We start from the raw sequence: 12,396 nt of genomic DNA, 5'->3' as shown, positions 1-12,396 counted from the left end.
GCAGGGGCTGGTAGAGAGTATACGAACCCGGACCGGGGGATGCCGTCAATTGATGTGCGGATCGAACATGCCGGACAAATGCCGACCCTGGTTGACGGGAGCCTAGCACGGTCTCGGATTTGGCGGCGGCTTACCTTGACGTGAACGATCATTCGGCGGATCGGCACGCCTTTTTGCCGGCTTTATCGCCACAAACGCCTCTCGTCGCGGCGTCTTTTGTCACTCGGGCGGCGCGACCACGCTCCCGGTGTCCGTTCCAGCCTTCTGAAGATCGCCCAGGCTGCCAAATTCTCCTGAACGCATGATCCTCGGATCTATTCGGAAGCTCTGGTTGTTCAAGTTGCCGCTGTAGCGGTTGCGCGCGAATTGCACAAATCCAAGCCCAAGATCGGGAGCGTTTACATCCGCGACAATGCCGCTGTCACTGTCAACCGATACAATATTCTCCTCGATACGATTAGGGCGTGCCCATGCCGGACGCCAACCCCTGCCGGTGCCGTCATCAACGCGAAAAGCCGCGCCCGATCCGTGTGTGATGACGTTTCCCGCCACCAAGTTGCTCCAACCGCCGTTGATACCGATCGCCGCGACATTGCCCGAGAGGGTATTTCCCTCGATGCGCAGCCCACTCGCCTTCCCATCCGTATAGATCGCCCAACTGATTGGAGACGGCCATTCACTGGTATTCTCATATCCGGGAGGCCAGAACGTCCCATCAGCCCTGTTCATGAGATGACCGGTCCCGGTCACAAGATTGGAGCGGATGGTGCTGTTCAGAGGGTCGCCCTGCTCGCCCATCATCTTGATGGCGCCGCCATCTGCCGTCTGCTGATTGGCGTTATGGATCACATTGTGCTCGATGACAGCGTTATAGACGGCGTCATTGGAACCCCACAGCGATCCGCCGGCAATTCCGAACTGCGCCGTGTTTTCGATGAGGTTATCGGCGATCCTGACATTATCAGCCGCCTGGAACCATATTCCGGCCGTTTCAATGTAAACCGTTCCGATGTCATGGATATGGTTTGACAGGATCCTGGCCCCGTTCGACTTGCCGAATGTGCCATAATTTGTGCCGACGTATATTCCGTTGCCAGCCACATCCGCAATCACATTGCCGGCAATCAACGCATCCTTGCTTTCCGTCACATGGATCCCGACTCCGACATTCTCGATGCTGTTGCCGAGGACCTTGACGCCATCAGCGTGTTCGATCCGTATGGCGCCAAATCCTCTGGTTTCGGTATAGAACTTGCCGCTGCCTGCAGGAGCTCCGTCTCTAAACTCGAGCCCTGAGACGACCATCCCATTGGCCCCATCCAACTTGAAGAATGTCGGCAGGATGCCAGCAACGACCACGGAATTGGGCAATGATTGATCGACAGGGATATAATGAAGCTGGCCCGCGACAAGGTCGTACCACCACTCTCCGGGCGCATCGAGCAAGGCCTTCGCTCCGGCAAGGAAATAGCGGCTACCTTCCGCGGTAAAGAAATAGTTTGTGCCTTTCGTATAGACAGTCCGGCCGGCGCCATCGATGGATACAACTGGAAGCGTATCATTGCCCCACTGGCTTCCGGGTTGATACCCGCCAACGATGTCTGCGACTAGTCCGGTTATATCGTCCACTGCCGGAAGATCGCCGGCATGGAAACAAAAGCGCGTGTTTGCTTGCGACACGTCGATCGGAGGCTGGCATTTTGCGGCAAACAACCATCCCTTGCGCGGATCGCCATCTACAGGGGCGTTGGGGAATCGAGCCCTGGTTTGTCGTATCCCATTGACGAAAAGGTCACCGACCCCTTCATCCGGCGGCAATTTCAGTGGCGCTGTCCACCGGCCATCGCCCTGCTGCGCAAAGTTGTCAACGCGCAGCCCCCCATGCAAAATCGGCGCTTCATCGCATCTCGCCGTCAGGATCAAGCCCGCATCGCGGGCGTCAAAAACGATCGGCTGAGTAAGGTAGTAATCGCCTTTCCCCAACGCGATGGTGTTGGCGCCGCCTTTTTCACGGGCAGCATCACGGGCTCTTTCAATGCTGGAGAAAGGACCGTCGCCACCCTGCTGATCTGCGGTGGGAAGGAGACCGCTCCAGCTGTCTTTGCCATCGGGAGAAACGTAAAATATCGTCCGCGCCCCGGTGCTGCTGCTCAATACGTCGCTTAAGGAGGTCCCATTCAACTTGGCTGACATAGCCGCGGAAGCTTCTGCGCAAGTCGCCTCCCTGACGAGCATCTGCAGGCGCTCGGGCGCATCTATCTCTGCCCCAACTGGAGCCGGATTGCTGGACTGCGGAAAGAGCATGACAGAAATGCTCAGGATCGGTCCAAAACGCCGTCTCATGATGTCTGCAACCCGCTGGTAAGGGCACGCTTGGGCGCCTGCCAAGATGGTGAATGGCTAACCGAAACGACGGGCGCGTACAGCGAAAACATGATGATGGCTGTGGTAAACAGGATGAAGATGGCGTCATTCTGAACGAAAAAAATACTTTCGGTCAGGTTCATCACCACAATCATGATCGTAAGGACATTGAGCCAGAGCCACCCGTACTGCGGATCATGACATTGAAGGAACCCGCCCTGGCGGATTGCATAGGGAACCATCAGAACAAACAGAATCATTCCAATGATTCCAAAGTTCAACAAGATATCGCGGTACCCATTATGCGCGTGGGGCGCCGCCCATCCGAGCAGTAGCCAGATATGCGTCGCTTCCGGGTTCTCAACTGTCCAGAACACCTGGTAACCGTAGCCAAGCATCCAGCGGTCGGATATTTCGCGATCAACCAGCTCCCACAATGGCACACGACCCGTCAACGTCGCGTCCTTGCCGAGCGCTTCAAGGGCCGGAACCAGGAACTCGTGAAGCGAAATCAGAATGCCGAGAGACAGCTGAACGAAAAACAGGACAATGACGACGCGGCCAATGCTGCTGCTTCTTTGCAGCAGGGAATAAAAGCCGATCAGGCAAAACGCCACCGACGTTGCAATGATCGCGGTCATCGATCCGGAGCTTGCCAGGCAAATCACACCCGCCGCCAACAAGACTAACGCGGTTCGCCGCAGGCCGAACGTCCCGTCGATCAGCACGGCCGTCGCCACCAAGATCATCAAAGACGCGTACCAGCCAAGCACGTTCTTGTGAATGAAGACGCCCCGCATAGCACCATCCGGCATACTGGCGAGGCTTGGTGACACCACTGATATAACCACGCTGAGGGCGATACAGGTTCCGAGCGTTACAAATACCAGGAACAACAGCTGCCTTGGCGTGAAACGTATCGCCAGGACATAGGAAAGAAGCACGCAAAACAAAAGGCCGATTGCGCGCCTCAAGGTCGTTGGCGGTTCTATGGACCACAGGGTCGACAAAAACGGCAAGGCAAGCATCAGGGGAACAATCAGATTTCGCCTGAGCGCCGTTAGAAACTGCGGAAAATTGCGTATCAGGATCACGGCTGTAAATGCATATATAGGAAGGCAAGGAAGACGCAGGATGGATCTGGCAGAGTCGCTGAGCGCTCCGTCCGCATCTGAAAGGACAAGAGGCAGAAAGGCGCCTGCCTGAACAAAAAGGGATATGCCGGCGCCCCAGCATTCTATGACCCGCCAACTGATGGTTGGTCCGCTGGCAGTTCTAAGGCTATCTACTCTCATTATCCGTCCCGACTGAATTGAACAGACAAGCGACTGTCGATCGCGGCAGATCAAAAAACAGCTGTCGGCCTTGGTGGCTGCGCTGCTCTCAAGCAATCATCCAGCCACATCCGCGGTCAACCTGTCCTAGTGAAGGGCGGGCTACGCCTAATGCACCCTGCCTCCACCCAAAGTCGATGTTGGGCCTAAGCTTTCAGCCGGTATTTACCCAAAAGGCGGGTCTTCATGTCCGCGAATTGCCCTTAAGAGCAGATGTTGCGCTTGTCCGTTCATCGCTACCGTTGCGATGAATGTCTTATGAAGCGTGGTGGGTAAGCCGCGGTTCCACTGCAATGAGGCAACAATTCTGACAGAGTCTATCTCTGCAGTCGAAGCCTGGAAGGTTAGGATTGCTATGTTTCTGCGTCATGATCCTAGTTCTCTATGCAACACGACGGGCGCTCTACTCGTCGTGGCATTGTCAGCAGCGATCTCATCGGCTCTGCGCGGAATGTGGTTCCGCCGAAAAGGTATTTTGGATATCACCGTTCCAAACCGCGATGGCTTCGCAAAGGGCGACCTCTTAAGCAAAGTTGCGCTGCACAGCGGTGCATCGCGGCAGCCCGCCTGAGAGCGCGTCATGGAGCGGCCCGCCCTCAGTGTTCTTATCAATAATTACAACTACGCTCGCTTCGTCGGGCGGGCGCTAGATAGCGTGTTGAGCCAAGACGCACGCAACGTCGAGATCATCGTCGTCGATGACGGCTCGACCGATAAGTCGCGATCTGTTCTGGAAGCCTATGACGACCGAGTAAAGGTGATCTTTCAGGAGAACGCAGGACAGGCCGCTGCGATCAATACCGCTGTGAGATCAAGCGTGGGCGAGATCCTGTGTTTTCTGGATGCCGACGATTGGTGGGCGCCGAGCAAGCTGTCAGCGACGGCTGCTGCGTTCCGCGCCAATCCTCAGGCATCGCTGGTTTATCATCGACTGCAGCCGACGCTTGTCGATGGCACACCGACTTCCAAGCCGATCCCTCGAACCCTGTGTTCCGGCGCGTTGTCGCCACGACTCACACGATCTGCTGGTTGGTGGCCGTTTCCGATGACGTCGGCCGTCGCGGTACGTCGAAGCGCATGGGATGCTGCAGGCAGCATTCCAGAACAGTTCCGCATATCAGCCGACGCCTGGCTCGTGGGCATTTATCCGTTTCTGGGGGACGTGATTGCCATGCCGGATCCGCTTGGATTCTACCGCATCCACAACAACAACTGGTATCGCTCGACCGAGGATGCCACCACGCTACGGCGGCGGATGACGCACTGGCGGCATATCGTTGAGGTAACGAACCTGTTTCTCTCAACCCATGAACTGCCGGCAAGACTGCATCTGGCAGATCACTATCCCTATCGCGTTGCGTCGGCGAAGCTGCAGGGCGCCGATGCTCTCAGCCGGTTCAAGCTTGCGATCGAAGGCCTCTTCTTTGCCGGCGAACCGAACCTGCTCAGGCGCACGCGCGATAGTCTGCGCTCGGCGCGCGGCCTCTCACGGCTCGGTCTTGATGTAGGCTTGTCGGAGGCAGCGGAATGAAGGCGCTGTTATTGGTTTCCGAACTGGAAGATTATACCATCTCCTTCGCCAGCGGCGTTGCCCAGCACCTGGACGTTGTGCTTGCCGTGCCGCGCCGGCGCTATGCACATCTCGCCTCTTCCTTCGATCCGGCTGTCGACCTGCACCTTCTCGACTGGCCGAGACATCGTTCTCTCTCCAATCCCTGGTTTCTATACCAGCTGACGCGTTTGATCCGCCGGGAACAGCCGAACCTTATTCATCTCCTTAGCAATTCGACGCTTTGGCTGAACCTCGCCGTGCCGTTCTGGCGCCCGATCCCGCTTGTGACGACCATCCATGACGTGGAAATCCATCCCGGCGATATGGAGACGCGTACGTTGCCCGGCTGGGCTCCCGAACTGATGGTGAGGCAATCCGGACATCTTGTCGTCCACGGAGAGGGACTGAAGCAACTGGTTCTCGATCGATACGCGAAATCCGCCGATCACGTCCATGTCCTGTCGCATCCCTCTATCCTTCGCTACGCGGAACTGGCCCGGCGACAGAAGATGACGCCGCGCGAAGCCGATGGAACCATTCGCGTGCTGCTGTTCGGGCGGATTTTTGCCTATAAGGGCCTGGAACATCTGGTCCGGGCCGAAGCGATGCTCAAGGACGTGCTCCCCAACCTGCGCATCACGGTCGCGGGCCGCGGCGACGACCCGCGGATATTCCAGGCGCTTATGGGGGATGCCGGCCGCTACGATATTCGCAATCGTTTCATCGAGGATATGGAGGTCGCCCAGCTATTCCTCGACACGGACATCGTCGTGCTTCCCTATACGGAAGCATCCCAAAGCGGCGTGCTCAACCTTGCAGCCGCATTTGGCAAACCGGTCATCGTTACGGATGTCGGCGAGTTGGGCGGCACCGTTCAGCCCAACGGGTTGGGAATGGTGGTCCCTCCCGGAGATGCCAAAGAGCTCGCGGCAGCGATCAGCACATTGGCAGACAACGGCGACCTTAGAAACAAGTTCGGCACCAATGCGCTTCAATGGGCCAAAGGACCGAATTCGCCGGAACGGGTCGGCGGCCAGGCCGCGGCCGTTTATCGGGAGGTGGTCGGGGCATGCTGATGGAAACCCTCACGGACAGAGGTCGGCTGGCGCCACGGAGCGCGGCTAGCGTCCGCCACTATGTTCCGGGCGGCTGCGAAAACGGCGGCGGCATTGGCAGGCTGGTCGGCTATATAACAGAGACGGCGAAAGAGACCGGCGCGAAACATTTCGTCACCGATACGAGAGGGGCGCGATGGTCGAAATTGACGTCGCCGGCGCGCCTGTTCGGCGCCATCCTGACGATGGCGAAGGACCGAATCGTTGCACCCGACCGCATTCACCATATCCATATCGCCGGCCGCGGCAGCACGTCGCGAAAACTGATCCTGACGGAGGCTGCCCGATTATTCGGATGCTGCCACATGTTGCATCTGCACGACTACGACTATGCCGGCGACTTTGCGCAACGCTCGCCGCGCCAACAACGGCTCATCCGTCGGATGTTTCAGAATGCCGATTGTGTTGTGGCGCTGGGCCAGCGGGATCGCATGACGCTGACGACCCTTCTGGGCGTTGACGAGCGACGCACGGTCATTGCCCATAATTGCGTTCCCGATCCCGGGGCGCACGATATTCACGCCGGCCAGACACCGGTGATCATATTCCTTGGCCGGTTGAGCGAACGCAAGGGCGTCACGGAGCTTCTGCTGGCCCTCAGCCACCCCGTCATGAAAGACCTCAAGTGGAGGGCTGTATTGGCAGGCGACGGGCCCGTCGAGGATTATCGCCGTCAGGCTGACGCCATGGCGCTTTCCAATTTGGTAGAGATGCCCGGCTGGCTCGACGCCGCCGAGGCGCGAGCCCTGTGTGCGCGTGCAGATATCCTGGTCTTACCTTCGCACGCCGAAGGTCTGGCAATGGCCGTGCTCGAAGGGCTGTCCCACGGGCTCGCCGTCGTCACCACGCGTGTCGGGGCGCATGAGGAAGTCATTACCGACGGTGTAACCGGGATCTTCGTCCCTGTCGGAGATCCGAATGCTTTGGCTGCAGCCTTGGCAAAACTGGTGACCGATCCGGAAACCTGCATCCGCCTCTCAGTGCAGGGGCGCATGCATTACCTCAACCATTTCAGCATGAAGGCCTATATGCGGTCGCTCGAGAAACTATACGAAACCGTTTCCGCGAAACCTCAAGCAATGGTTGGCGCACGATGACGATTTCCACTCTTCCGCCGGACCGCAATCTTCCGATCTCGCCGATGCGCTATGATCCTCGCTTTCAGGTTGAGACCAAGGCGGATACCTTCGATCTGGCATCCATCCTCGGTCTCATCAGGCGAAGAATGATCGTGATCATCACGATAACCGTGCTGCTGATGGTGCCCGCGGTGACGACGATCTCCGGGTTGAAGCCCACCTATCAGGGATTGGCCCGATTGATTGTCCACCAGCCTCTCGCGACATCACTTGGTGGGGACGATACCAGCCGCGGTGATGCGCTCGACGTGAAATCGGAGACTGAGCGGCTCTTATCCAGAAGCATCGCAGAGCGAGTCGTTCGCGAAATGCGGCTTAACATGCAGCCGGAATTCAATCCAGCGCTACGGAAGGTCTCGTTCATTCAAAGGATCCGGGCAAAGCTGCGCAGCCTATTCGACACGAAAAAACCCGCTTTGCCGGTGGGAGACGGCATCGACGCCACAATCCCGGAATATTATCAGGCGCTCGGCGTGTGGCACGATGACAAGAGTGAAGTGATCCAGATCAACTTCACTGCGAGTGACGCTGAACTCGCTGCAGCGGTTCCGAATCGGCTCGTCAGCATTTACCTCGATGAGCGGAAGGGTAGTGTCAGTGGCCGCCTGGTTTTAGCGGAAGAATGGATCCGACAGCGCATCACCGAACAGCAGGTTCGCGCGGATATTGCTCGCGACGCTGCCCGCAACTACCAACAATCGATGGACATCGTCTCGAAAGAGGACGCTCAGGATGAACGTATCAAAACACTCCTGGAACTCACCGGCCGCGAAGGGAAAATCGAGGAAAGCCGGGTTGAGGTAAAGGCGACGATTTCAGCGCTTGAGGCAACGGATAACGCTTCGGTCGCGGTGCAGAACACCATTGTCCCGGACAGCATTACCTCAAAGCAACGCGATCTTCACGGACAAGAACAAGATCTCGCCCGTCTTCTTGAGACATATGACGGCAATGCCGAGGCCGTCGTGGATTTGCGTAAGAAGATCGAACAATCCCGTATCGATCTCGACCTTGCGACCAAACAATATCTGCAGGCAATGCGTGCCAAGCTCGCCGCACTTGAACATGAAGCCAACGCCGTGCAGTCCATCCTGGCTGGCGCTCAGGAAAAACGCACACGCGATGCCCTGGCGCAGAATGAATTGACGCGACTGCAGCGTATTGCCGAAAAGGAGCAAGCGGCGCTCGACAAACTCGAAGACCAGCGCCGTGACCTTGCCGCCAAGGCCATGCTGCCTGGGGCGGAATTGGAGGTTTTCTCACCGGCTTCAGTGCCGCTCGTCTCACAGGGACGTGGACGGCTTTCCTATCTGATAGGCGCCCTCCTGGCTGCAGTCTCGGCAGCCGTGACGGCTGCTTTCGTGATCGAAATGTGGGACCGGTCGGTCCGCAGTTTCGACCAGCTTGCTGGAATTGCACGCACCATACCGGCTGGACTTATCCCGCGTCTGGCGCGAAGTGAAAATTCGAAGACGATATTCGCACATATGCCGGTCCCGATGTTTGACGAAGCAATCCGTACCGTGGTGCTTTCACTCAAACAGTCCAATGGCGGCAAGTTGCCGAACAGTATTGTCGTTACTTCGGCTCACAGCGGAGATGGCAAGTCGCTTGTCGCGCGATCGCTGGCCATGGAACTTGCCGCTGCCGCGATTCCGGTGCTGCTGGTCGATGGCGACCTCCGACGGGGAAAACTCGATGCGTTTTTCAGGTCGGGGGTCATGTGCGGACTGAACGAATTCCTGAACGGTCAGGCCGATTTCCGCGACATCGTCTACCACCATCCAAGCGGCATCGATTTCATTCCATCTGGAAAATTCAGTCTCCAGCGGCGGGTCCGTCCGAACGGCCTGGCAGAAATCATCGAGATGGCGGTCGCGGCCGGCCAGATTGTCATCTTCGACAGCGCGCCTGTGCTCGCCTCGGCGGATACCGTGCATTTGACCGCCCTAGCGGAAAGAACGCTGGCAATCGTTAGATGGGGAAAGACGAGCCGCCGCGCATTCGAGTTCAGCCTGCAGCAAATGAAAAGCTCGCGAAATTCGGAAATCATCGTCGCGATCAACAACGTAAACCCCGAAAAGCACGCATTGTATAATTTCAGCGACTCGGAATTATTTTCGAAATCCCTGATGAAATACTACAAATTCAAAGCATGAATACATCATACATGATGTTTAAACGCTCAATTTTCTTCTGGATTGGTATCGAGTTGGAGGAACCATGGATACGGGAATGAGAGAGAACCGAAAAGTTGCGCTGATTACGGGCATAACAGGTCAGGACGGCGCGTATTTGGCCGAACTGCTGCTGGAGAAAGGCTATATCGTTCACGGCCTGAAGCGCCGCTCATCGTCCTTCAACACCAGTCGCATCGAGCATCTCTACGAGGATCCCCACATCGAGAGCCCTCGCTTTATCCTGCATTTCGGCGACATGACAGATTCAACGAATCTCATCCGTGTCGTTCAGGAAACGCAGCCGGACGAGATTTACAATCTCGCCGCACAGAGTCACGTTCAAGTCTCTTTCGAGACGCCGGAATATACAGCAAACGCGGATGGAACCGGCACCCTTCGGCTGCTCGAAGCCATTCGCCTCCTGGGGCTGACCAAGAAGACCCGCTTCTATCAAGCGTCCACCTCGGAGCTCTACGGCAAGGTCCAGGAGGTCCCGCAGAGCGAAACGACGCCTTTCTACCCTCGATCACCCTACGCGGCCGCCAAGCTCTACGCCTATTGGATCGTGGTCAATTATCGCGAGGCCTATGGCATGCACGCCTCGAACGGCATCTTGTTCAATCATGAAAGCCCGATCCGCGGCGAAACATTCGTGACCCGCAAGATCACCCGGGCGGCGGCGGCGATCCATCTTGGCCTGCAGGAAAGGCTCTATCTCGGCAATCTGGATGCCAAGCGCGATTGGGGACATGCACGAGAATATGTCCGCGGCATGTGGCTGATGCTGCAACAGGACGAACCGGAGGACTATGTCCTTGCAACCGGCGAAACGCACTCGGTTCGGTCCTTTGTCGACAAGGCTTTTGCCAAGGTGGGCATGCAAATTGATTGGCGTGGGACCGGCGTTGAGGAAAAGGGATACGACAAGACATCCGGTCGGTGTGTGGTGGAGATCGATCCCGCTTATTTCCGTCCGACTGAAGTTGACCTTTTGATCGGCGACCCGACGAAGGCGCACACGAAGCTTGGCTGGAAACATGAGAGCAGTCTCGATCAGCTGGTGGCCGAAATGGTTCGCGAGGACCTGAAAGTCATGGCACGAAATGTTCCCTCGGCAGGTGTAACCAAGGGTTTTGCTTATGCCTGAGATGATCTACAGCCTTGCTGGAAAAAGGGTCTATGTCGCGGGCCACCGCGGCATGGTCGGCTCTGCGATCGTGCGGCGTCTTGCTTCGGAGAGCTGCGAGATTTTGACGGCGACCCGTGCCGAGGCCGACCTCAGGCGGCAGGAGCAGGTGGAAGCCTGGATGAGCAAGAATCGTCCCGACGCTGTCTTCCTGGCTGCTGCAAGGGTCGGCGGCATTCTCGCCAACGCGACCTATCCGGCCGACTTCCTTTACGATAACCTCATTCTCCAAGCCAACGTCATCCACGCGGCCCATAGAGCTGACGTCGAAAAACTGATGTTTCTGGGCTCGTCCTGCATCTATCCGAAATTCGCCGACCAGCCGATCGTCGAGGACGCACTTCTGACTGCATCGCTTGAGCCGACGAACGAATGGTATGCGATCGCCAAAATCGCCGGACTGAAGCTCTGCCAAGCCTATCGCAAACAGCACGGTAGAGATTTCATCTCGGCCATGCCCACCAATCTTTACGGTCCAGAGGACAATTTCGACCTCGGATCCAGCCATGTCATGCCGGCGCTCATACGCAAGGCGCATGAGGCCAAGATCAATGGGCAGCAAGAGATATGCATCTGGGGTACGGGCACACCGCGGCGTGAATTCCTGCATGTTGACGATTGCGCCGACGCCTGCGTCCATCTCATGAAGACCTATTCCGCCGAAAGTCATGTGAACGTCGGTTCCGGCGAAGACATTACCATCCTCGAATTGGCGCATCTCGTCTCCAAGGTCGTTGGCTTCAAGGGCAAGATCAGGCGCGACCTCACCAAGCCAGACGGCACGCCGCGTAAACTCATGAGCGTCGACAAGCTTCGCACGCTCGGCTGGTTTCCCAAGATAGGTTTGAAGGAGGGCATCGAAGACGCCTATCGCTCCTTCCTGGATGGCCATTATCTCGAACGCAGCAGCAACGAATTTATGGCCGGAGACGTGATGGGGCGAAACGACATCGATTTGGAGAGAGCCGAGACTTCGGCGCTGCACGTTTAGACGCTTGCTACGGTTGCTTACCCGCGCATAGCGAACTAGCGCGAGGAATAAAAAGCTTTGTCCGGGGGGACGCATTTGCTGGGATGGAGCAGATAATGCAACCAGTAGAAATAAGGATTGCAGCGCTCATTTTCCTGATAGTCGTGTGGGCGGTGATTATCGGTGCGGCAATGGATTTCTTCGCGGTCGACATACCGATGTCGCTTGTCGCTCTATTGCACAGATAGTCTAATAGGTCGGACCGGTTCCCATTGGATCCTCATTTGCGCAGGCATCGAGGACTTGATGTGCCGTTGGCTGGCCGGAGCCGCAAGAACGCGTACCACCGATTGACGGTGAGGCGCGCATGCGGCTCCTGGTGCGAAACAAATAGAATAAGAGTTCGACCGAGGGTACGGTGCGCCGTTTGTCGACGTCGTGTGGGAACCTTCGTCATCTTTCCCGGTTTGGCGCGCGGATATCGGGAGCACGATGATGAACTATCTTTGGCTTTTTGCGGTCGCGGGAGGAGCAGCACTTCTCGGAATTGCTCTCG

Annotated in this window: 8 protein-coding genes; 6 read left to right on the top strand and 2 right to left on the bottom strand. The window is 57.2% G+C overall.

Annotated features, from left to right (window positions below):
• Nucleotides 1-219: 219 nt before the first annotated feature.
• Both CO657_RS32955 and CO657_RS32950 read right to left on the bottom strand, forming a co-directional pair.
• Nucleotides 220-2,343, bottom strand: a complete 2,124-nt coding sequence (locus CO657_RS32955; protein WP_054185795.1) for a right-handed parallel beta-helix repeat-containing protein — start codon at nt 2,341-2,343, stop codon at nt 220-222.
• Nucleotides 2,340-3,659: an O-antigen ligase family protein gene (locus CO657_RS32950; RefSeq protein ID WP_054185806.1), complete on the bottom strand. Its 1,320-nt coding sequence runs from the start codon at nt 3,657-3,659 to the stop codon at nt 2,340-2,342. Before CO657_RS32950 ends, CO657_RS32955 begins: the two co-directional genes overlap by 4 nt.
• Before the next feature lie 619 nt (nt 3,660-4,278).
• Here CO657_RS32950 and CO657_RS32940 point away from each other — a divergent pair.
• From CO657_RS32940 to fcl, 6 genes are all read left to right on the top strand, one after another.
• Complete coding sequence (locus CO657_RS32940; protein WP_054185794.1) at nt 4,279-5,229, top strand: glycosyltransferase family 2 protein; 951 nt, start codon at nt 4,279-4,281, stop codon at nt 5,227-5,229.
• Nucleotides 5,226-6,326, top strand: a complete 1,101-nt coding sequence (locus CO657_RS32935) for a glycosyltransferase family 4 protein (protein ID WP_054185793.1) — start codon at nt 5,226-5,228, stop codon at nt 6,324-6,326. The genes CO657_RS32940 and CO657_RS32935 overlap by 4 nt, the downstream gene beginning before the upstream one ends.
• The gene (locus CO657_RS32930; protein WP_054185792.1) at nt 6,320-7,462 is read left to right on the top strand and encodes a glycosyltransferase; all 1,143 of its coding nucleotides are present in this window, start codon (nt 6,320-6,322) and stop codon (nt 7,460-7,462) included. Before CO657_RS32935 ends, CO657_RS32930 begins: the two co-directional genes overlap by 7 nt.
• Nucleotides 7,459-9,663, top strand: coding sequence for a GumC family protein (locus CO657_RS32925; RefSeq protein WP_054185791.1), 2,205 nt, complete (start codon nt 7,459-7,461; stop codon nt 9,661-9,663). Before CO657_RS32930 ends, CO657_RS32925 begins: the two co-directional genes overlap by 4 nt.
• A 64-nt stretch (nt 9,664-9,727) precedes the next feature.
• Nucleotides 9,728-10,831, top strand: a complete 1,104-nt coding sequence (gene gmd, locus CO657_RS32920) for a GDP-mannose 4,6-dehydratase (RefSeq protein ID WP_054185790.1) — start codon at nt 9,728-9,730, stop codon at nt 10,829-10,831.
• Nucleotides 10,824-11,861: a GDP-L-fucose synthase gene (gene fcl, locus CO657_RS32915; RefSeq protein ID WP_054185789.1), complete on the top strand. Its 1,038-nt coding sequence runs from the start codon at nt 10,824-10,826 to the stop codon at nt 11,859-11,861. Before gmd ends, fcl begins: the two co-directional genes overlap by 8 nt.
• The last annotated feature ends 535 nt before the right edge of the window (nt 11,862-12,396 follow it).

Source organism: Rhizobium acidisoli, from assembly GCF_002531755.2.
Taxonomy (GTDB): domain Bacteria; phylum Pseudomonadota; class Alphaproteobacteria; order Rhizobiales; family Rhizobiaceae; genus Rhizobium; species Rhizobium acidisoli.
The sequence above is the reverse complement of the archived record's forward strand: the minus strand, read 5'-3'. Positions and strand labels throughout refer to the sequence as shown.

Bases quoted from the DNA above. Each gene is read 5' to 3' on its own strand.
- CO657_RS32925 (WP_054185791.1), top strand. From the start codon at position 7,459: ATGACGATTTCCACTCTTCCGCCGGACCGCAATCTTCCGATCTCGCCG.
- gmd (WP_054185790.1), top strand. From the start codon at position 9,728: ATGGATACGGGAATGAGAGAGAACCGAAAAGTTGCGCTGATTACGGGC.
- CO657_RS32940 (WP_054185794.1), top strand. From the start codon at position 4,279: ATGGAGCGGCCCGCCCTCAGTGTTCTTATCAATAATTACAACTACGCT.
- CO657_RS32950 (WP_054185806.1), bottom strand. From the start codon at position 3,659: ATGAGAGTAGATAGCCTTAGAACTGCCAGCGGACCAACCATCAGTTGG.
- CO657_RS32930 (WP_054185792.1), top strand. From the start codon at position 6,320: ATGCTGATGGAAACCCTCACGGACAGAGGTCGGCTGGCGCCACGGAGC.
- fcl (WP_054185789.1), top strand. From the start codon at position 10,824: ATGCCTGAGATGATCTACAGCCTTGCTGGAAAAAGGGTCTATGTCGCG.
- CO657_RS32935 (WP_054185793.1), top strand. From the start codon at position 5,226: ATGAAGGCGCTGTTATTGGTTTCCGAACTGGAAGATTATACCATCTCC.
- CO657_RS32955 (WP_054185795.1), bottom strand. From the start codon at position 2,343: ATGAGACGGCGTTTTGGACCGATCCTGAGCATTTCTGTCATGCTCTTT.